The organism is Streptomyces sp. NBC_01214 (assembly GCF_026340975.1).
Lineage (GTDB): Bacteria > Actinomycetota > Actinomycetes > Streptomycetales > Streptomycetaceae > Streptomyces.
Genome location: NZ_JAPEOS010000002.1, coordinates 1,961,938 through 1,982,273 on the forward strand (window position 1 = coordinate 1,961,938; position 20,336 = coordinate 1,982,273).

Consider the following 20,336-nt stretch of genomic DNA (forward strand, 5'->3'; position numbering starts at 1 on the left):
ATGGCAATTCGCGGGGGCGCGCCGAGGCGTACGTACACCTGGATCACGGCGCACGCGCCGTGGTCGGCATGGGCCTGGCGCAACACGGCCTTCACCGCGGCCGCGATCCCGGCCGCCCTGCCCGTGCTCCTCGGCCTCACGTGCACCGTCACGGCGCCCGGTCCCGGGCCCGGCACGATCCCGCCGCTGCTGGTCCTGCTGCTCGGCCCGCTCCTCACCCGGCTCCAACGCAGCCGGTTCCGGGCCTTGCTCGGCCTCGAGGTCCCCAAGGTCGAACGGGAGGGCGGCCGGCTCACCCCGTTCGGACTGGTGCGGCGGATGCGCTCCGAGGCGACCTGGCGGCAGTACGGCTACCACCTGCTGGTCAGCCCGCTCGCCGCCGTCGCCGGCGCGCTGGTGGTGCTCGCCTGGGCCTTCGGCGTCGCCGCCGCCTGCATCTACGGCTGGATCTGGATCCTGCCCACGGAGACCCGAACCGCCGGCTGGAGCAACGACTACGACGCCATCACCTGCGGCGGCGCCCTGCTGCTGCTCGCCGCGCCCTGGCTCGCCGCCCTCTTCGCCCGGCTGGACGCTGCCGCCGCGGCCGCCCTCCTCGGACCGAACCGGGCCCGCGAACTGGAGCGGCGGGTCGAGGACCTCGCGGAGAGCCGGGCCGGGGTGCTGGACGCCGCCGACCTCGAACGCCGACGGATCGAACGGGACCTGCACGACGGAGCCCAGCAGCGGCTGGTCGCCCTGGCCATGAACCTCGGCATCGCCCGCGCCACCCTCCCCGACCTCCCGGCCGAGGCCAAGGCCGTCATCGACGAGGCGCACCGCGAGGCGAAGGAGGCCATCGAGGAGCTGAACAGCCTGGTACGGGGCCTGCATCCGGCCGTGTTGGAGGACCGCGGGCTCGACGCCGCGCTCTCCGGGATCGCCGCCCGGGCCCCGTTCCCCGTCGAACTGAGCGTGGACATCGGGCAGCGGCCCGGGGCCACCGTGGAGGCCGTCGCCTACTTCGTGGTCTCCGAAACCCTGGCCAACGTTGCCAAGCACGCCCGGGCGGACCACTGCCGGGTGCACGTCGTCCGCGGTCCGGCACCGGTCCCGTCCGCCCGCGGCGGGGACCTGCTGCGGATCACCGTCACCGACGACGGGGTGGGCGGCGCCGACCCCGCCCGCGGCACCGGTCTGGTGGGGCTGCACAAACGCGTAGGGTCGGTCGACGGAACCATCAAGATCGAAAGCCCCCTCGGGGGCCCGACCGTCATCACCGTGGAGCTGCCGTGCGGGCTGTGATCGCCGAGGACTCCGTCCTGCTGCGCATAGGACTCGTCAAAGTCCTCGAAATGGCCGGGTTCGAGGTGGTCGCCGAAACCGACGACGCCGAGGGCCTGCTCGCCGCCGTCGCAGAACACCGCCCCCAACTGGCCCTCGTGGACGTACGGATGCCGCCCAGCTTCACCGACGAGGGCGTCCGGGCGGCCCTGATGATCCGCCAGGAGAGCCCCGGCACGGCGGTGCTGCTGCTCTCGCAGTTCGTGGAGGAACGCTACGCCGCCGATCTGCTGGCCACCCAGACCGGCGCCGGCATCGGCTACCTGCTCAAGCAACGGGTCGCCGACGTCGAGGAGTTCATCGACGCCCTGCGCCGCGTCGCCTCGGGCGGCACCGCGCTCGATCCGCAGGTCGTCGCCCAGCTCCTGCTGCGCCGCGGCGGCGGCCCGGACCCGCTGGGCCGGCTCACCCCGCGCGAGCGCGAGGTGCTGGCCCTGATGGCCGAAGGTCGCTCGAACGCCGGGATCGCGGCCGAACTCGTCGTGAGCGAGAGCGCGGTGGCCAAACACATCAACAGCATCTTCGCCAAACTCGACCTGCCACCGGCCGACGGCGACCACCGCCGGGTCCTCGCGGTCCTGCGCTTCCTGGACGGTACGCCGTGACCCCGGCCGCAGCCGAAGGGTCCCGCCGCAGGCACCGCCTGGCCTGGATCACGGCCGCCGCGCTCAGCGCGGTCCTCGTGGTGGTACCGGCAACCTGGCAGGTGTGGTCCTGGGGGAGCGCGGGCGCCCGGAGCGACACCCTGAGCGGTGGGAGCGGCGGCCGCCCGGTGACAGCGCTGGAGATCGTGGGGGGCGACGCGGACATCACCCTCACGCCCCGCGCGGACCACGAGGTCGGCTACCGGGCCACGGTCAGCTGGTCCCTCAAGGCGCCCACCATCGAGGAGAGCCGGCTCGGCGACACCCTGCGGCTGACCCCGCACTGCCCCGGCGACGGCTTCTGGCCGGGCGCCGGGGTCGGCTGCTCGGTCCGGCTGGCGGTGACCGTACCCGTGGACATCCCCGTGAAGGTGACGACCCGTTCCGGCCGGATCGCGCTCAGCGGGCTGGGCGGCGCCGTCGACGCGGAGGTCGACTCCGGCCGGGTCGAGATCGTCGGGCTGCGCGGCGCCCTGCGCGCCAAGGTCGGCTCGGGCCAGCTGCAGGCCACCGGCCTGGCCTCGCCCCAGGCGGAGATACGGGTCGGCTCGGGCCGGGCCGTCGCCACCTTCGTCACCCCGCCCGACGAGGTGACGGCCCGCGTCGGCTCCGGCCGCCTGGCCCTCACCGTGCCCGAGGCCACCCGCTTCAAGGTCCGCTGCGAGGCCGGAGCCGGCCGCTGCGAGGTACCGGACGCCCTGCGTGACGCCACGTCGCCCCACAGCCTGGACATCGAGGCCGGCGTCGGCCGCGCCCGGGCGGCGTACCCGGACGGGCCCTGGGCGGGAGACGGCGGATAGCGCAGGGCTCGATCGAACCAATTGCCGAATGAAGTACCTTCATTCGGACATATGATCGCACATGTCAATTAAATAGATGATCTTCATCCGAGGTGTGGCAAAATCCGCTCAGCAACGGAGCAAGGCGGGGAGCCACCATGTCACCAGCCCGGTCGGACTTCGGCGCAGAACTGCGCCGTAGAAGGCACGAGTCCGAGAAGTCGCTGGACCAACTGGCCGGCGAGGTCTACATCTCGAAGTCGTACTTGAGCAAGATCGAGCGCGGACTCGCCACGCCCAAGGGCAGGATCGCCCGAGCGCTCGACGTCAAGCTCCACGCGCAGGGCGAGCTTGCCGCGTTGCTGGCACCCGTACCCGCCGAGGAGCGGAACGGGGACTTACCCCCCTCACCGCACCTGGACGCGGTTCCCTGGTCGTTCCTCCTGCACGACGGCGGAGAAGGCGATTTCACGTCCCACGGCTCGCTCACCCAGCTGCCGCCGGCAGGAGCGCCCGCGGTCGTGGCGCGCAGCGTCATCACCCCCGCTTCGCAGGGCGCGCTGGAGGAATCGGTGCTCCCGGTGTTCCACACCCTCTTCCGCGAGTACCGCCGGCTCGGCCAGTTCTCCGGTCCGGGCGCGGTGATCCCGCTGAGCACCGCGGCGACCGCCACCCTCCGGGGTCTGGGGCGCGGCGCGCCGCGCGCGCACCGGGGCGCCGCCCTGCGGCTCGCCGCGCGTTTCGCCGAATACACCGGCTGGATGTGGCAGGAAGCCGGTGACGATCGGGCCGCACAGTGCTGGACTGACCATGCGGCCGGGCTCGCCGAGGCCGGCGGGGACCAGGAGCTCGTGGCGTACGCGCTGCTGCGGAGGGCCGAACTGGCCCTGTACCAGGACGACTCGCTCGCCACCATCGCACTCGCCCGTGCGGCGGGGGCGCGGGCCCAGGGCCTGCGCATCAAAGCGCTGGCCGCGCAGCGCGAGGCTCAAGGGCACGCACTCCTCGGTGACGAGGACGCCTGCCGCCGGGCTCTGGACCGCGGCGCCGACCTCGTGCACGAGCCGTGGGCACGGGCGGACGGCGCTCCGGCCCTCGGCGGCACGCACCTTCCCGACCTCACCGCCTTCGTTACGGCCTGGTGCCTGCGCGAACTCGGCCGACCGGAGCAGGCGGTCGCCCTGCTCGACACCGGCCGGGACGCCATCGCGCCGCACGCGGCACGCGCCAGGGCCCGCCACAGTGCGCGCCTGGCCCTCGCCCTGATCGATGCCGGCGAGGTCGAGCGCGGCTGTGCGGTGGCCGAGTCCGCCGCTCGCGACGTCGTGACGACCGATTCGGCCACCGTACGGACCGACGTGAGACAGCTCCGGTCGGTGCTCACCAGCCGGAGCAGGCGCGCCGTGGTCCGCGACGTCCTTCCCGTCATCGCCGCCAGCCTGAGCGGCAACCTCGTACCGCACGCATCCGGCAGCTCAGGAGACTGACCCACCTGCACGACGTCGCCGCTCAGAGCCCAACAGGTCCACCGCACGCGGAAGTTCCGCACGCCACCGGACGCCAACAACATCGCGCATCCGTGCGCACCTCCGTGCACCGCTCGTGTCCTGTTGCCGGCAGAAGTGTCCCCAGGCAACACCGTTGACCACCCTCCGGGTGACTGAAAACGTCAGGTTTACGCACCGCTCCCAGTCGCTCGGCGACCCTTGCGCCCGCCCGGGGCGAAGGCGCGGACCGCCCGTCTCTTCCATCGCAGAACGAGGACCAAGATGGCCCCCTACGTCTTCACCAATTTCCGTCGCGCCGATACCGGTGCCACCGGCCCGCACATCGACACCGCCCTCCGCAACGAGTTCGGCGGGCAGGCGGCGTTCCGGGACCAGCGCAGCCTCCGCGCGGGCCGCGACTACCGCGAGCAGCTCGAACGAGGCATCAGGAAGTGCGACCTCCTGCTCGTGGTCATGGGAGCCCACTGGGCATCCGTGCGGGACGACGCCGGCCGCCGTTGCATCGACCGCGAAGAAGACTGGGTCCGCAAGGAGATCGCCCTCGCCCTCGCGTACAAGCTGCCCGTCATGCCCGTTCTGGTCGACGGCGCGAAGCTCCCGGGCATCGATGAACTGCCGGACGACATCCGGTCCCTGAGCTATCAGCAGGCCGTCTACTTCCGCCCCCACCAGGAGCACATCGACTTCCCGCCGCTCTTCGACGCGATCCGCGCGGAGGTCCCCGAGCTGCGTCCCGTGCGGCGCAGCCGCGAGGACGGCGGCGCGGGGGCCGACGGCGGAACCACCTTCACCATCGATCGGATGAACGGCGTCAACGCCGTCTTCGGCGGCCGGCAGAACACGATCAACGACTATCGCGGCACCGCCGCGGTCCCGGCACCCGACCCCGAGGACGACGACCAGGAGCGCCCGTGAGCACGACAGCAGACCCTCCGGCGGAGGACCGCCACGACGGTGCCGGCCCTGCCGCCTCCGACACGGACTTCCCCGCGCAGGCCCCGTACCAGCACGACGGCCCCGCCGTCCCGGGCGCGCCCCCGACCGCCCCGCCGGGGGGTCCTGCCGAGGGTCCGTACCCCGGCGAGCCCCCCGGACCTCAAGGGGGCGGCGGCGCCCGGGACGACCGCCAGGGGGCGACGGGCGTCCCGCACTTCGACGACGCGCAGCCCTCGGGACCGCGTCCACCCCGAGCCGGACAGGACGAGGGCGATGCGGCCGAGCTGATCTCCAGTGACCAGTTCTCCTTCCTCATCCGCCAGTCCACCGGCAACGCGAACACCTACGGCGGGCACCACAACACCGCCCTGTCACTCAACCTGGGCGGACCGCAGCCCGTCGAGTTCCAGCAGACCCCCCTGGACGCCCGGGACGTCCAGCAGCGCCACCGTCTGTACCAGCGCGCCCCCGTTCCCGATCACCAGCCGATGGCCGACTGTCTGACGAGGAATCACCTCGTCGTCCTGATCGGGGCGCGGGGCAGCGGGCGGGACACCACGGCCCGGGTCCTCCTGGCCGACGCCTGCGGCAGTGACCGGGTCGCCGTCCTGTACAGCGGGGGTGCCGGGCTGGCACAGGCCCTGGCCGAGCAGGCCGATCGACACCTCACCCGGGGGCACGGCATCGTGCTGGACCTGGGCACCGAGCTGCCCGCACCGGCCGCGCTGGAGGCCCTGGCGCTGCGGGCGGGCACGATCGGGGCGCACGTGGTACTGATCGCGGAGAACCTCGGAGCCGAGCTCGACGCGCTGTCACCGTACGCGTTCCGGCACACCGGGCCCGACCTGAAGAAGGTGCTCGAGGCGCATCTGGAGCACGAGCTCCAGAAGCACCGTGCCCAGGGACACGAGGAGGGGGACTGCCCGCAGCACGCCCTGGAGGCGTACCTGCGGGACGTCCTCCGGGACCCGCGCGTGGAGGACGAACTCGGTGCGGGCCTGCCGGTTCGCGAGGCGGTGTCCCTGGCGGGCACGCTGGCCACTTTCCTGCACCGTCCCCCGGAGGAACTGGGCCAGGCCTTCGGCGCCTGGCGCAACCGGCTGCGCACCATGGCCAGGACCCTGATCGGTCTGACCGCCCCGGCCACCGACGCGGTCCTCGACCCCCACCAGCAGCCCCTGCGCATCGCCTACGTCCTGTGCGACGGCCTGCCGCTGTCCGACTTCATCCGGGTGGGGACGCTGCTCTGTGACGAGGTGCAGCGGGCCGAGACCCGCGAAGCCGCTCCCGAACGCCGGGTCTTCGATCTGATCCTCGACCAGTTGGTCGAGACCGGAGCGGGCGTCGCTGCGGCACCGGACGCCGGCCCGCCCAGCAATCCGCGCCGAGTCCGGCTCGCGGAACCGGAGTTGATGTCGACCGTGATCGAGGTCGTCTGGCACGGGCCCGGGTGGCTGCGGGCCCCGCTGCTGCGGTGGCTGCAGAAGCTGGCCGAAGACCGGCTGGAGCGGGTCCGGTCACGGGCCGCGGTGATCGCCGGCCTTCTCCTGCGCCTCGACTTCGACAGCGTCTACCGGGACCTCGTGCAGATCTGGGCCCGCAGCAGGTCGGCACGGGACCGGCAGTACGCCGCCCTGGCCCTCGCCGTGGCCGTCGGGTCCGGGGACTCCTGGTTGACGGCGCGGATCGACCGGCAGGTCGTCGACTGGGCCCGCAGCCCCGCACCGCAGTTGCAGGACAGCGCGGCCCGGGCCTACGGCACGCTGGTGGGCACCCGGGACGTTCCGGGCGCGCTGGAGGCGCTGGAGGCACTGGGCAGCCGGCGCACGCCCGTCCGCTACGCCTCCGTCGCCTACGCGACCGCCGCGCTCTTCCTGACGCCCGACGGCGCCGAACCGGTCGCCGACGCCCTCGGCCGGTGGGTCCGACGTCCGGACAACGAAGCGTCCCCGCTCCGGCATGCCGTGGGGACCCTGATCGTGCTCGGCCCGTACACCGTCGGGCCCGAGCTGCCGTCCCGGCCGAAGCTCGCCCACCAAGCGATGGAGAACCCCGAACGCGAGGCGTCCCTGCTGCTCCTGTGGCGGCACGCGCTGGTCGACCCGGCCTACTCGGGGCTGGCATGGGCCTTGCTGGAGCAGTGGCTCCTGGCCGGCGACAGGGACGGGGAACTGGGCCTGTTCCTGGCGGGGTTCGTGCCGCGCGCCGCATCCGACGAGCTCCTTCACCGAGCCGGATTCCACGTCGCCCGCATGGCGCGGCGGAACCCGGCCGCCCCGTGCGTACGACGCGTACTGCGCGCGATCCGCCGGCGTCGACCTTGAGCGCCGATCCACCGCCCGCTCGGGCACCATCCCGCACTCGAACCGATCACAGGAGGATCAGCCATGCGACGACGGTCCAAGGGCCTGCTCGCCACCGTGCGCGAAGCACTACGCAGGTGGTGGCGTTCGAAGGACGACGACACCAGCGAGCCGGAGGTGGAGGACGTCGGGTCCGACCACGACACCGACGGAGCGGGACCCCGCAAGAGGGTGTCCGTGCAGTCGCCGCAGGAGAAGCCGCTCCCCATGGCGGCCCACGGCGACGTGTTCTCCTTCCAGGTCTTTCCCACCTTCCGGTGGAGCAGCAGGGAGATGCCCCGGGACACCCTGAAGACCCGTGTCGGTCCGCACGAGGCGACGGCGCGGGAGGAGCTGCTCCGGGTCGCCTGGACGGCCGCGCGTGCCTGCGCTCCTGACGACCCGGTCGCGGCCGAGCAGGCGATCAACACCAAGCTCTCGACGGACGGCAACTGGTGCTTCGACGACGCGGAGGGCCTCATCCGCTGTACGCCGTCGGTCCGGGTGCGGGTGGACCCGGAGGTGCGTGAGCACATGCTGAAGCACCACCTGGAGGAGCTGACGCTGAAGGAGACGCTGCGGGTCGGTAAGCGCAGGGCGAAACGCGCGCAGCAGCTCACCGAGACCTGGCTCGAAGTGATCAGGGACCTGGAGCTGCTCGGCGAACTCGACGCGCACAAGCGGCGCCTGCTGGTGCCGTTCGCGGCCACCTTCGCCGACGAGGGGTTCCATGTGGTGATGTCGGCGCTGCGCAAGGACCGGCTCACCAGCGTCGAGGCGCTGCTGCACGCGCTCGAGGGCGCGAGCAGCGCGCACCAGCGTTCCGGCATGTACGAGTTCGCCGCCGCGTACGACACGGCGATCAACGCCTTCCGCAGGGAGATGGGGCTCAGCCCGGGTTCCTGGGTCGAGGACGTCGTCATGTCGGAGGGGTCCGAGCTGTGAGGACGTCCGCCGGCACCCGCGCGGTCGGATCCCTGGCCCCGGTCGGCCTGCTCGCCCTCCTGCTCACCGGTTGCGGCACGGACGACCCGAGGACGGGCTGCACCTGGATGGAGGACCAGGACCCCGCCCCCCGCGCGGGCAGCACCGTGATCCTCGTCGACGGCTCGGCGTCCGTGCGCGGTGCCGCGTCCGGCACCGGGGGCCCCGACTACGCCCGAGCGGTCGACGCCCTGCTGGAGGAGAGGGTCGAGGCGGGCGACACCTTCTCCGTCGGCACCTTCGCGGGCGCTCCCGGAGACGTCGACTGGACCGTCCAGAAGCGGTCCGCCAACTGGAAGGAGAGCGCGCGGAACTCCGGCAACCAGAAGGCCAACCGGGACGCTGCGATCCGCTGCCTCGCCGAGGACGTCACCACCGCCCAGCGCGTGGTCCCCGCCCGCGGCGGCACCGATGTCCTGGCCGCCCTGACGACGGGCGCCGGCCTGTTGCAGGACGTCGAGGGACCGCGGCGGCTCGTGGTGCTGAGCGACGGCCTGTCCACAGGCGGCTGTGCCGACCTGCGTCAGGCAACCTTCGACTCCGAAACCGAGGTCAAGGCCATCGCGTCGGTGTGCGCCACCAAGGGAGAGTTCTCCGAACTGCCCGACCTGGGCGGCGTCAACGTCACGTTCGTGGGCCTGGGCCACTCGGCCGGAGCACAGCCGTCGGCGAACCAGGCCCAGCGCGCCTGGCTCAGTCGCCTGTGGACATCGCTCTGCGAGCGCGCGGGCGCCACCGGGGCGTCCTGCACCACCAGCGATGCCCCGGTCGGCTCGGCGCCGGCTCCGGCCGCCACCGGCCCGGTCCCGGCCGACCCCGTGGTGCCGTACCGCGACGGTCGCTCCCAGACGTATGCGTTGCCGGGCGCCGCGTTGTTCGACACCGACTCGGCACGGCTGCGCCCGGCGGCCGTGGAGCCGCTCACCGACATCGCCGTCCGGGCCCGCACCACACCGGGGCTCGACCGCGTCGAGGTCGACGGATACGTCGACCTGCGCGGCGGATCCGGCAACGACCGGTCGCTCTCCCAGAGCCGCGCGGACGCCGTGGCCGAGGTGCTCGTCGAGCGCGGGGTACCCCGGTCGAGCGTCGCGGCGTACGGCCGGGGCGTGTCCCCGGGGTGTCCCTCTGACCGTCCCACCGGGGACGTGTCCGCCCACGAGCGGTTGCAGTGCGACCGCCGCGTGGACATCCGCATCTTTTGGAAATGAGGTCGGACCTCCAGCCATGAACGTCAACGGCAGCAACGGTTCTGGACGGGCGGGTCCGCGCGAGTCGCCGATACCCTGCTCCAGGCCCCTCCTCCCGCTCGTCGACCGCAACGGGCACCGCCCGGCCGGACGTCCGGTGGACCCCGTGGACAGCCAGGAGCGCGCGGCGCTGACGCGCGCCTTCACGCGGGGCAACGCCGGCCTGGCCGCGGCCCAGCCCTCCCTCGGCGACATGGGCACCGCACTCCACGAAACGTTCCACTCCGCGCTGGAAGCGATCGACGTCGTCGAACGGTTCACGGCCCACCGCTCGGCGGGCCGGGCACGGGACGACGTCAAGAAGGTGCAGGACCGGCACGCCGCGGACGGGCCGGAGGGCCTGCGCGGCGGCCGGCAGCCCTGGGTGTGGCTCCAGTGGGTCATGCTCGTGCTCAGCGTGCTGTTCGAGCTGCCCTTCGTCGGGGAGGCCGTGGTCCGGCTCCTGGACCTGCAGGACTCGGACGGCTTCTGGACCACCGTGATCCGCGGGTTCGGCTACCTGGCTGCGATCGGGGTGTCCTGCCTGCAGTTCGCCCTGGCTTCCGTCCTCGCACGTTCGCTGTTCCGACGACGGGTGCGCCAGGGCCGTCGCACCGAGCGCACCCGGCGCAGCCCCCGGGCGGCGTGGTGGCATCTGTGGCGGTTGGACGGGCCGCAGGCGCAGACCCGGCAGCCCGACGCCCTTCCCTGGCCCGGCCTGGCCCTGCCTGCGCTCGCCAACGCGCTGCTCATCGGCCTGCTCGCGGCGACCGCCCACAGCCGTGCGAAGCAGAGCGGGCAGGTCACCGAGACGTTCGGGGAGAACGGCTACCTCATGGCGGTCTTCGTCCTCATCGCGCTCAGCCTCGCCACCCTCACCACCACGGTCCTCGCGCACAATCCGTACGCGGAGAGCCACAAGGAGTCGAAGGGCGCCCTGTCCGACGCCGAGGACGAGGTGCGGAAGGTGGTGCCGGCGGCGAGGAAGCTCATCACCGCGCACAGCGCCTCCTGGGGCCGGCTGTTCGCCGCGATGGAGCAGACCGCTGACGACGCCTGCCGTGTGGTGGACGACGCCTGCGCCGCGATCATCGACGAACGGGCCGACACCGGGCTGGCCGGTACCTTGGAGCTGCCGCTACGGGAGTACGTCCTGCCCGTCGACGAGGAACACGGCGGAAGCGCCACGCCCAGGCTGCGTTTGCACGTCCTGGACCACTACGCCGATCTGCTGGACTGGTACTCCCCGCACCTGTTGGAAGAGGTGCTGGAAGGCATCGTCGGCGAGCTGCACCGCCAGTTCCACATCCCGGGCGGGCCCGCACCGCTCACTCGGGGAACGGCGCCCGAAGGATGACCCGGCAGCCGGACCTGAGCGAGCAGGACCTCAAGCACCTCGAGCTGGTGCAGAGCGTGATCTCCCGGCTCAGCAACAACTCCTTCTTGGTCAAGGGCTGGTGCATCACGCTCAACAGCGTGCTCATCGCCGTGGCGCACGGCCGCCCGAACTGGAGGACGGTTCCGGTGGTCGTGGCCGTGGCGATCGGGTTCTGGCTGCTCGACGGCTACTACCTGCGACAGGAGCGGCTGTTCCGCAGCCTGTACGAGAAGATCGCCGCCGGCGGGCAGGACCCCCCGCCCCGGTTCACGATGGACGCCCACCGCTACGGCGCCGAAACACCCTGGCTGCCCGTGCTGCTGTCCCGACCGATGCTGTTCTGCTACGGGGTGCTCGCCACCGCCGCCAGTCTGCTGATCAGCTTCCTCAGCTGACCCCCTGCGGCCCCGCTCAGCGCCCGGCGGGGCGGGGGGCCGTCCAGGGCTGCCCCTCCCGGCCCGGCCGCCGAGGGCCGTTCCCGGCCGGCGAGTTCGTCCACGGCAGCACGATCCCGTCTCCGTGACGGCGCGGCACCACGTGCACGTGCAGGTGGGCAACCGTCTGGGTGGCGGCAGCACCCCGCGAGGTGATCACGTTGCAGTCACCCACCTCCGCGGCGACTTCGGCCGCGTGCCGCATCGTCATCGCCGACACGGCCGGATCGGCCGCAACATCGGGGACGTGCGTCTTGGGCAGCACGAGAACGTGTCCCGGCGTGACTCCTCCGCCCCGCGGGCTGATGGCCAGTGCCCCTGCCCAGTCACGGAGGATGTGCGCGGGTGCGGCGCCTTCCACGATGCGGCAGAACGGACAGTCGCCGTCGGGAAGCCGGTCGGGTCCGGCCGTCTCGTGCGCCGTTCCGCGGTCCTCGGCTCGCTGGTCCATGGCTCCTCCACATGCCGTTCACCTCACGCCGGTGCACCCCGTCACCGTACGGCGCCCGTGTGCGAAACCCAATCGAGCCGCCCCGCGTACTGGGGCACGACTCGCGGGGGTGCGGACCCGAATTTAATCGGTGGCGCCGTGCCCGGGGCGGGGCTACTGTTCTGCTCATCCGTTCCGGAGCGAGCGGTGTTGGTCGTCGAGAAGAAGCAGGAGGTGAGGACATTGATGACTGTCACGGTGACGGGCGCTGCCCGCATTCAGGAGTTCATCGTTCCCACCCCTGTGGTCTCCGGCTGACACCCACTCGAATCCTCCGCGCGCAGAGCGCGCCGCCGGGGCCACCCTTCGAAGGGTTCCCCTTGTTCAACGCTTCGCTCAACACGTCCGCTCCCTCCGACGTACAGCACGCCCTCGCCCCCCTCGGCTGGGACGATGCGTGGGAGGCCGAGTTCGCCCCGTACACAGAGCAGGGCCTGCTGCCCGGCCGCGTCGTACGCGTCGACCGCGGCCAGTGCGACGTCATGACCGCGGACGGCATCGTCCGCGCCGACACCGCCTTCGTCACCCCGCACGACCCGCTCCGGGTCATCTGCACCGGCGACTGGGCCGCCGTGGAGGCGGCCGGCAACCCCCGCTACGTGAAGGCGTACCTGCCGCGCCGGACCGCCTTCGTACGGTCCACCTCCTCCCAGCGGTCCGAGGGGCAGATCCTCGCCGCCAACGTCGACCACGCCATCATCGCGGTCTCCCTCGCCGTCGAGCTGGACCTCGGGCGCATCGAGCGCTTCCTGGCCCTGGCCTGGGAATCGGGCGCGCAGCCGCTGGTCGTCCTCACCAAGGCGGACCTGGTCCCGGACGCGGCGACGCTCGGGCACCTGGTCCAGGACGTGGAGGCCACCGCGCCCGGCGTCCAGGTACTGACCGTCTCCTCCCTCACGGGGGAGGGCACGGACGTGCTGGCCGCGATCGTCGGCGACGGCACCAGCGTGCTGCTCGGCGTCTCGGGCGCCGGCAAGTCCACCCTGGCCAACGCGCTGCTCGGCGCCGAGGTCATGGAGGTGCAGGCGGCCCGCGAGGTCGACGGCAAGGGCCGGCACACGACCACCACGCGCAACCTGCTCGCCCTGCCGGGCGGCGGCGTCCTGATCGACACCCCCGGACTGCGCGGCGTCGGGCTCTGGGACGCCGAGACCGGAGTCGGCCAGGTCTTCTCGGAGATCGAGGAGTACGCGGAGCACTGCCGCTTCCACGACTGCGCGCACGAGGCGGAGCCGGGGTGCGCGGTGCTGGCCGCACTGGAATCCGGCGAGCTCGCGGACCGCCGCCTGGAGAGCTACCGCAAGCTCCTGCGGGAGAACCAGCGCATCGTCGCCAAGACCGACGCCCGGCTGCGGTCGGAGATCCGCCGCGACTGGCGCCTGAAGTCGGCGGAGGGCCGGGCCAACCACGCCGCGAAGCGGGGCGGCCGCGTCTGACGCGCAGCCGGGGCGGGGTGCCGCGGGCCCGGGACCCCGCCCCCGCCCGGACACCCCTCAGGAGGACTCGCAGGAGGCCCGTCGTGCGCTGCGGGTGATCCGCCGGAGCGGCGACAGGGCGTACCCCGCCGTCACGTATCCCGCGGTGGCCGACAGGGGGACGAGCGCGGCCAGGACCAGCGCGGTGGCCGCCACCAGCGAGTCCTGGGGCTGCTGCCGCGAGGGGGCCGGACAGGGGGCCGGCCCGCCGTCCGACGGCTCCGGACAGCCGGCGGGCGCCAGTACGATCGCGTACTCCGAACGCACTTCGAGGACCGGATCGTTGCCCCTGCTCACGGCCTGCACCGCGAGCAGGTGGACAACGGCCAGCAGCGCCGTCCCGGCCACCATGAACACCCCGCCGTAGAGGCAGGTGAGACGTAAGCGGGTCACGGACCGCCGCTGCGGCGCCATGGCGTGCGAGGCCGCGGAAACGGCACTCCCCAAGGCATCGACGATGACGCGGCCCCTGATCCGGATCGGCACCGGTACTCCCCCTCACAGCGTCACAAGCCCCGACCCCCACTGTCGCTGCTCAGCCCCTAAACAGAGCGTCAGCACCGGGAGCCGGACGGCGACGGCCGGCCACCCGCACACCGGCGGAGCGCGCTCCCGGGACGGTCAGAGCCCCCACGCGTGGACGCGTTCCGGGTGGATCCGGATCACCTCCGGGCTGAAATGGGGCCCCAACCCGTGCGGGCCCGTCTCCAGCGTGGCGCGGCCCCGGATCTCGATGCCGCGCACCCGCCACGGCCGGGTGCTCACCAGGTCGTCCACGACCAGCGACAGCCGGGGGTTCCCGTGCAGGTTGCGCCACTTCTTCGTCGTGCCCATCGCCATTCCGCCCACCAGGATCGTCCCGTCCTCCTGCGGGAAGAAACCCACCGGGTTCGCCTGCGGCTGCCCGGCCGCGTCCACCGTGGCCAGGCGGCCCAAGTGCTGGGAACGCAGGTAAGCCAGTTCGGCCTCGCTGAAACCCTTGAAGTCCGTCATACCGCCCAGCCTCGCAGCCGCGGCCGGTCCCCGCATCGGGCTACGGACCTAGGTCACCACGGACGGCGGGCGGGCCCGCTCCAGGAGTTCCGCGTACGGCACCCGGGTCATCGAGCGGGGTGTTGCACCGGGTGCAGCAGTGCGCCCCGCGCGCGGTGTCCAGGCGTCCGCACGCGTCGCAGACGAGGTGCAGGAGGCAGGCCGGCTCGCCGCCCTCCGCCGGTGGCTGCGGGGCGGGGAACGCCGGCGGGCCCGGAACGGACGTGCCCATGGCGCCTCCACGACCGAGCGAGTCAGGGGCTGAGAGCGTATCCCCCGATCGGACGGGCCGCACCCCGGGATTCCCGCGCCGGCCGACGGGCGCCTACTGCGCCACCACCGCCCCCACCCACGCCCCCACCAGGACCAGGCACGCGAACAGTTCCACCAGCACGCTCGTCCCCACCGCCCGCATCACCGCCCGCACCGACGCCCAGGCCTCGCCGTGGGTGCCCAGGCGGAGCCGCTCGCACAGGTAGATGCCGCCCATGAAGCCCGGCACCGCCCCCACCACCGGCACCAGGACGAAGCCCAGGAGCGCCCCGGCCCCCGCGAACACCACCATCCGGGAGGTGATGCCCAGACCCCGCACCCGCCGGGGCGGCAGCAGCCACTTCACCACCTGGACCACCAACAGCAGGGCCGTCGCCGCGACCAGCAGGGTCCACGCCGACGCCGAGCGCACGTGCAGTGCCCACCACAACAGCCCCGCCCACACCAGCCAGGTGCCCGGCACACCCGGGATCAGCACTCCGACCACCCCGAGCAGCAGCACCAGCCCCACCAGCAGCAGCTGAGGCAGATCCATGCGCTCAGCCTGACCGACCAGGGGCTATCGGGCCACCCAGCCCCGCTCGTACGCGTGCCAGCCCAGTTGCAGCCGCGTCGTCACCCCGGACAGTTCCATCAGGCCCTTGACCCGCCGCTGCACCGTCCGCAGCCCCAGCTCCAGGTGCTTCGCCACGCTCGCGTCCGTCATGCCCGCCAGGAGCAGCGAGAGGATCTCCAGGTCCGTGGCGTCGGGGCTGCCCCCGGCCTCCTCGGCCGAACCGGTCGCCCCCAGCCGAAGCGGCAGCGACTCCCGCCACACCGCCTCGAACAGGCCGGTCAGGGATTCCAACAGCCCCGACGCGTGCACCACCAGCGCCGCCGGCTCCGCCCCGCGGGCCGTCAGCGGGACCATGGCCAGCGTCCGGTCCGCGATCACCAGCTTCGTCGGGACCTCGGCCGTCACCCGGATCTGCTCGCCGCGTGCCAGCGCCGTCGACGCCTCCCGGATCCCGCTCGGCAGGGTCAGCACCTCCCGCTCGATGACCACCCGGTAGTCGACCCCGCGCACCGAAGCCCGGTCCTCCGCGTCGTTGTCCGTCCCCGTCACCACCTGCGGCCGGCCGGTGACCAGCGCGCAGACCTCCTTCTCCGCGCCCAGCTGGATCTGGTGGAAGCGGTGCGCCACCGCGCTCGCGCCCTGCACCACCTCCACGAGGTCGTGCACCGCCGGTTCGGTGGCCTCCGCCCGGTACTCCTCGGCCAGCAGCGCCGCCGCCAGCTCCGCCTGCTCCAGCTCGTGCCGCTGCTGGGTCAGCAGCGCCCCGAGGGCCACCCCCGGCGGGGCCGCCACCCAGCGTCCGGGCCGGGCCGAGGACTGCGCCGCCAGTCCGTGCCGCTCAAGGTGGCGCAGGGCCCGTTCGGTGTGCGGCACCGGCAGCGTCAGCCGGTGCGCGAGGTCGGGTACCTCCGCGGCCCCCAGCGCGACCAGCGCGCGGTACGCCGACTCCTGGCCCTCGTCCAGGCCTATGGCACCCAGCACCCCGTCCACCCACCCTTCGACACGCGCCTGGCGGGAAGCGGCCACGGCGCAAACCCGCCGCGGACATCATCGCCGCACCCGACGCCACTCTGCCAAGGTGACGCCACCGCAGCACCAACATCCGCCGGCCAGAAGCCATTTACGCGGCGCTTTCGCCGTGCAATGCAGCAGTTGGCCGGAATTCACCTGGGGAGAGCGATGCGTCCGATATCGCGTACGGCACTCGGGGCGGCCAGCGCGGCCGTCCTGGCCGTGACCGCCATCGGCCCGACGGCGGCGCAGCCGGCCGACGGGGCGCCCGGAGCGGGGAAGAGACCACTCGTCGGCGGTGAGGCGGCCGGAAGCAGCCCGCGGCCCCCGTCACGGTGACCCTGGTCACCGGCGACCGGATCCTGGTGTCCACCGACGCGGCCGGCCGCACCGCCGCCACCGCGAACGGCGTGCGCGTCTCCACCCCCTTCTCGCTCTACGTCGAGCCCGAGACCGTGACCCTGCGCGTCAAGCTCGTCGACCGCGCGGGCCGGCCCGCTGCCGGACCCTCCTCGCTGGACGTGATCGGTACCGACGACGCCACCGGCGAGCGCCGCTTCAACGAGGGCTCCGTGGACCAGGTCTACCGGGTGCGCCCGGGCGCGTACTTCCTCTCCGCCTTCGTCGCCACCCCCGACGGGGGAGAGGGAGAGGGCGACAGACTGCTCGACTCCCTCACCTACCTCGGTCGCCCCCAGGTCGAACTCAAGAAGGACACCACCGTCGTCCTGGACGCCCGTAGGGCCGGGCGCCTGGACATCGCCGCCGACCGGCCGGTCGAGGCCCGCAACACCACCCTCGGGTTCGCCCGCAGCTGGGACGACGCGTGGCTGCACGCGGGCACGGCCATGGGCGGCCGCACCATCCGCGGCTTCTACGCCTCCGTCGAAGGCCGCGCCGAGGACGGCGACTTCGAGTTCGCCTCCTACTGGCGGGCGGCCGCCCCGCTCGTCTCCGAGCTGAAGGTCGTCGGCGGCCCGGTGCTCCACCCGATCACCGCGCCACCGGCAGCGACAACCTCGACGGGACCGGCGGCGCACCGCTGGTCGACGCGGGCTCCGGCAGCCCCGACGAACTCGCCGCGGCGGGCGCCGAGGGCGCGGTCGTCCTCGTGAAGGCCGCCGACGCGGCACTGCACGAGGTCGCGCAGAACGCACGGGCCGCCGGCGCCACGGCGGTGCTCGCCCACCGCGCGGCCCCGGGCCGCTGGACCGCCTTCACCGGGTACGCGGGCGGCGCGCTGCCCACGCTGACCATCGAGACCGCGGAGGCGAAGGCGCTGCTGGCCGGGCTCGCGACCGGCAGGGTCACCCTGTCCTGGAAGGCAGAGTCGCAGAGCCCGTACGTCTACTCCCTCGCCCTCCCCGAGACCGGTGAGGTCACGGGCGGCGGCCGCACCCACCGGGTGCGCGACCGCGACCTCGGACGGACCGAGTCCACGTACCACTCCATGGGCGTGGCCGCCGACTTCATCGACATGGCTGGCGCCTACCGGCCGATCGGCACCGCCGTGTACTTCGGCGGGATCGAGACCGTCGCCGTTCCGGGCACGCGCACCGAGTACCACTCCGCCGGGGACACCGCCTGGGACCAGTTGCTCTCCAGCAGCTTCCCCTGGGGCGAGTTCATGGTCGGCGAGCAGCGCACGTACACCAAGGGGCAGCAGAACAAGGCCACGTGGTACGACGGGATCACCGGCCCGGTCGCACCGCGCGACACCGCGGGCAAGGAGACCCTCGCCGCCGAGCGGCAGGGCGACCTGATCGGCTTCGCCCCCGCCCTGTGGGGCGACAGCGGCCACGCCGCGCAGCCGGGCTCCTTCGGTGACATCGGCTCGCTCGTGCTCGAGCGGGGCGGCGAGGTCGTCGGGGAGAGCTGGTACCCGTTCGGGGTCTTCGAGGTGCCCGCCGAGGAGGGCCGGTACGAACTCACCCAGTCCATCGAGAAGATCGGCCCGCCCGCCCGGGTCTGGCAGCGCTCCACCGCGGTGCGGACCACCTGGGGCTTCTCCTCGAAGCGCGACGCCGCGGCGTACTCGCAGGGGTTGGGGATCCTCTTCCCGCGGTACGCGGTCCCGTTGGACGGGATGAAGACGGTCGCGGCGGCGGACGGCCAGAGCATCGGGCTCGGCGTCACCGGCCACGCGGGCTACGCCCCGGGCGCCCTGAAGTCGGCGGAGCTGTCGTACTCCTACGACGGTGGTGAGAGCTGGACCCGGGCGAAGGTGAGCGAGCGCGGCGGCCGGTGGAGCGCGGTCGTCGACCACGCCGGTGCCTCCGGCAAGCCCGTCTCGCTGAAGGTCGAACTGACCGACGCGAAGGGTGCCACGGTCACCCAGACGGTCGTGCGGGCGTACGACGTGCGCTGACCCGTACGGCTGGAACGGGAGGGGTCCGGCGGACGGTGCTCCGGCGGACCCTTTTCGTGCATTCGGCGTTTTCCGCCCCCGTGCGGGGCCGAGAATGGAGCCATGAGTCAGCAGGGTGCGGACGACTGGTGGCAGAAGCTCTACGAGGGCCCGGACGCGGGAGCGGAACCCGACCCGGGGGACACCCTGGACAAGCGGTTCCGCTCGGCGGCGGGCGTGACGACGGACCCGGCGCCGGCACCGGCCGCGGCTCCTGCCACGGGACCGGCACCGGACTTCGCGCCGGACGCCGCGCCGGACGTGGCACCGGACGTCGCGCCGGATCCGGGCCCGCCGGAACCTGCGCGCGCCCCGGAGCCGCTGCTGCCCGGCCCCCGGCAGGGGGAGCCGGCGCCCACCCCGACCCTGCCCGACTTCCCGCCGCCGCGGGATCCCCGGGCGGGCGACGCCACGGGGTACGCGCTCGGGGGCGTGGCCGTACCACCGGTGCGCGGGCCCGAGCTGCCGGTGCGGCACCCGGAGGCACCGAGCCCGGACGCCTGGTTCGATCCGGCCCCGCAGCCGCAGCCGGCGCCCGCGGCCGAGTCCGGGCCGGGTTCCGAGCCCGAGCCAGGGCCCGGGGACGAGCCGGTGGCGGCCGGACCGGAGGCCGTCCGGCCCGCGGTCTCCCACCTGGGCGACCGCGCTCCGACCTACGCCGCCGAACCGGGCGCCCTCCCGCCCGCCGACCCGGCCGCCATCGGGGAACTGACCCCGGACACCGTCCTGGAGGGGGCCCGCTACGGCACCTACACCCTGCGCGCCGCCTCCCTGCGCGGGGACTCCGCCCGCTACCGCGGTGAGGTCCGCCGTGACTTCCTGCTCACCGCCCGCTTCGGCAGCGGCGACGACGCGCTGGTCCTAGTGGCCCTCGCGGGCGGGGACCGGGCCGCCCCCGGGGCGGCCGAAGCCGCCGCCGAACTGTGCCGCACCGTCGCCTCCGCCGTCGGGCGCAGCCAGGAGCGGCTGGCAGACGACATCCGCGCCGGGCGCCGCGACGCCCTGCGCTCGGGCCTGCAACGGCTCACCGACCGGGGCTACGGGCGACTGCGGGCCCGCGCCGCCGAGCTGGGGCACGCGGAAGCGGCGTACACCGCAGGGCTCCGCGGGCTCCTGCTCCCGGTGGACCCGCAGTGCCGCACCCGGGTGTGCTTCGGCGCGGGCGCGGGCGGCCTGTTCCGGCTCCGGTCGGGCAGCTGGCAGGACCTGGAACAGGCCGGACCGCCCGGCGCCGGAGGGACCGGGAACGCGACCGGGATCACCGGGGCCACCGGGGCCACCGGCCCGGCCGACGAGGCCGAGAGCAGTTTCCGGTTCCGCGCCGCCGTGGCCCGGCCCGGGGACACCCTGCTCCTGTGCTCCGGCGGCCTCGCCGAGCCCATGCGGGAGGAGGCCGCGCTCCCGGCGGAGCTCGCCGCCCGCTGGGCCGAGCGGGAGCCGCCGGGCCTCGCGGCCTTCCTCGCGGACACCCAGCTCCGCCTCAAGGGGTACGCCGATGACCGCACGGCCGCCGCGGTCTGGGAGGCGTAACCGGC

Annotated in this window: 19 protein-coding genes; 14 read left to right on the forward strand and 5 right to left on the reverse strand. The window is 73.5% G+C overall.

The window, feature by feature from the left end; genetic code table 11:
* The 10 genes from OG594_RS33690 (at nt 1) to OG594_RS33735 (ending at nt 11,518) form a co-directional block, all read left to right on the forward strand.
* Nucleotides 1–1,284 carry a histidine kinase gene (locus OG594_RS33690; RefSeq protein ID WP_266606160.1) on the forward strand — a complete coding sequence of 428 codons (1,284 nt, stop codon included), beginning with the start codon at nt 1–3 and terminating at the stop codon, nt 1,282–1,284.
* The gene (locus tag OG594_RS33695; RefSeq protein ID WP_266606161.1) at nt 1,272–1,928 is read left to right on the forward strand and encodes a response regulator transcription factor; all 657 of its coding nucleotides are present in this window, start codon (nt 1,272–1,274) and stop codon (nt 1,926–1,928) included. Before OG594_RS33690 ends, OG594_RS33695 begins: the two co-directional genes overlap by 13 nt.
* Nucleotides 1,925–2,767, forward strand: coding sequence for a hypothetical protein (locus tag OG594_RS33700; RefSeq protein ID WP_266606162.1), 843 nt, complete (start codon nt 1,925–1,927; stop codon nt 2,765–2,767). The genes OG594_RS33695 and OG594_RS33700 overlap by 4 nt, the downstream gene beginning before the upstream one ends.
* A 137-nt stretch (nt 2,768–2,904) precedes the next feature.
* The gene (locus OG594_RS33705) at nt 2,905–4,233 is read left to right on the forward strand and encodes a helix-turn-helix domain-containing protein (protein ID WP_266606163.1); all 1,329 of its coding nucleotides are present in this window, start codon (nt 2,905–2,907) and stop codon (nt 4,231–4,233) included.
* Nucleotides 4,234–4,515: 282 nt separating this feature from the next.
* A complete protein-coding gene (locus OG594_RS33710; RefSeq protein ID WP_266606164.1) occupies nt 4,516–5,169 on the forward strand; it encodes a toll/interleukin-1 receptor domain-containing protein in 654 nt (217 codons plus the stop codon).
* Entirely contained in the window at nt 5,166–7,514 is a 2,349-nt protein-coding gene (locus tag OG594_RS33715) for a hypothetical protein (protein ID WP_266606165.1), read from the forward strand. Before OG594_RS33710 ends, OG594_RS33715 begins: the two co-directional genes overlap by 4 nt.
* A gap of 63 nt (nt 7,515–7,577) precedes the next feature.
* Nucleotides 7,578–8,477: a hypothetical protein gene (locus tag OG594_RS33720; RefSeq protein ID WP_266606166.1), complete on the forward strand. Its 900-nt coding sequence runs from the start codon at nt 7,578–7,580 to the stop codon at nt 8,475–8,477.
* A complete protein-coding gene (locus tag OG594_RS33725) occupies nt 8,474–9,727 on the forward strand; it encodes an OmpA family protein (protein WP_266606167.1) in 1,254 nt (417 codons plus the stop codon). The genes OG594_RS33720 and OG594_RS33725 overlap by 4 nt, the downstream gene beginning before the upstream one ends.
* Nucleotides 9,728–9,872: 145 nt before the next feature.
* A complete protein-coding gene (locus OG594_RS33730; RefSeq protein ID WP_266606168.1) occupies nt 9,873–11,102 on the forward strand; it encodes a hypothetical protein in 1,230 nt (409 codons plus the stop codon).
* Nucleotides 11,099–11,518, forward strand: a complete 420-nt coding sequence (locus OG594_RS33735) for a hypothetical protein (protein ID WP_266606169.1) — start codon at nt 11,099–11,101, stop codon at nt 11,516–11,518. Before OG594_RS33730 ends, OG594_RS33735 begins: the two co-directional genes overlap by 4 nt.
* Nucleotides 11,519–11,534: 16 nt before the next feature.
* Here the strand turns inward: OG594_RS33735 and OG594_RS33740 are convergent, their stop codons facing one another.
* Entirely contained in the window at nt 11,535–12,008 is a 474-nt protein-coding gene (locus OG594_RS33740) for an HIT family protein (RefSeq protein ID WP_266606170.1), read from the reverse strand.
* Between the two features lie 359 nt (nt 12,009–12,367).
* Here OG594_RS33740 and rsgA point away from each other — a divergent pair, with 359 nt between their 5' ends.
* Nucleotides 12,368–13,483 (forward strand): ribosome small subunit-dependent GTPase A, encoded by a 1,116-nt coding sequence (gene rsgA / locus OG594_RS33745; protein ID WP_266606171.1) that lies wholly within the window; start codon nt 12,368–12,370, stop codon nt 13,481–13,483.
* 57 nt (nt 13,484–13,540) lie between these two features.
* On the opposite strand, the gene OG594_RS33750 is transcribed toward rsgA, so the two are convergent.
* The 4 genes from OG594_RS33750 to OG594_RS33765 all read right to left on the reverse strand — a co-directional run bounded on the left by OG594_RS33750 (nt 13,541) and on the right by OG594_RS33765 (nt 16,364).
* Entirely contained in the window at nt 13,541–13,915 is a 375-nt protein-coding gene (locus OG594_RS33750) for a hypothetical protein (RefSeq protein WP_266606172.1), read from the reverse strand.
* A 228-nt stretch (nt 13,916–14,143) separates the two neighbouring features.
* Nucleotides 14,144–14,515, reverse strand: coding sequence for a PPOX class F420-dependent oxidoreductase (locus OG594_RS33755; RefSeq protein WP_266606173.1), 372 nt, complete (start codon nt 14,513–14,515; stop codon nt 14,144–14,146).
* A 364-nt stretch (nt 14,516–14,879) separates the two neighbouring features.
* On the reverse strand, nt 14,880–15,362 hold the full coding sequence (locus OG594_RS33760) for a DUF456 domain-containing protein (RefSeq protein ID WP_266606174.1): 483 nt from the start codon (nt 15,360–15,362) through the stop codon (nt 14,880–14,882).
* Between the two features lie 24 nt (nt 15,363–15,386).
* Nucleotides 15,387–16,364, reverse strand: coding sequence for a helix-turn-helix domain-containing protein (locus OG594_RS33765; protein WP_266606682.1), 978 nt, complete (start codon nt 16,362–16,364; stop codon nt 15,387–15,389).
* Nucleotides 16,365–16,729: 365 nt separating this feature from the next.
* On the opposite strand from OG594_RS33765, the gene OG594_RS33770 reads away from it, so the two are divergent.
* The 3 genes from OG594_RS33770 (at nt 16,730) to OG594_RS33780 (ending at nt 20,331) form a co-directional block, all read left to right on the forward strand.
* Nucleotides 16,730–17,509 (forward strand): hypothetical protein, encoded by a 780-nt coding sequence (locus OG594_RS33770; protein WP_266606175.1) that lies wholly within the window; start codon nt 16,730–16,732, stop codon nt 17,507–17,509.
* Nucleotides 17,506–18,762 carry a hypothetical protein gene (locus OG594_RS33775; protein WP_266606176.1) on the forward strand — a complete coding sequence of 419 codons (1,257 nt, stop codon included), beginning with the start codon at nt 17,506–17,508 and terminating at the stop codon, nt 18,760–18,762. The genes OG594_RS33770 and OG594_RS33775 overlap by 4 nt, the downstream gene beginning before the upstream one ends.
* 102 nt (nt 18,763–18,864) lie before the next feature.
* Nucleotides 18,865–20,331 (forward strand): protein phosphatase 2C domain-containing protein, encoded by a 1,467-nt coding sequence (locus tag OG594_RS33780; protein ID WP_266606177.1) that lies wholly within the window; start codon nt 18,865–18,867, stop codon nt 20,329–20,331.
* Nucleotides 20,332–20,336: the final 5 nt, after the last annotated feature.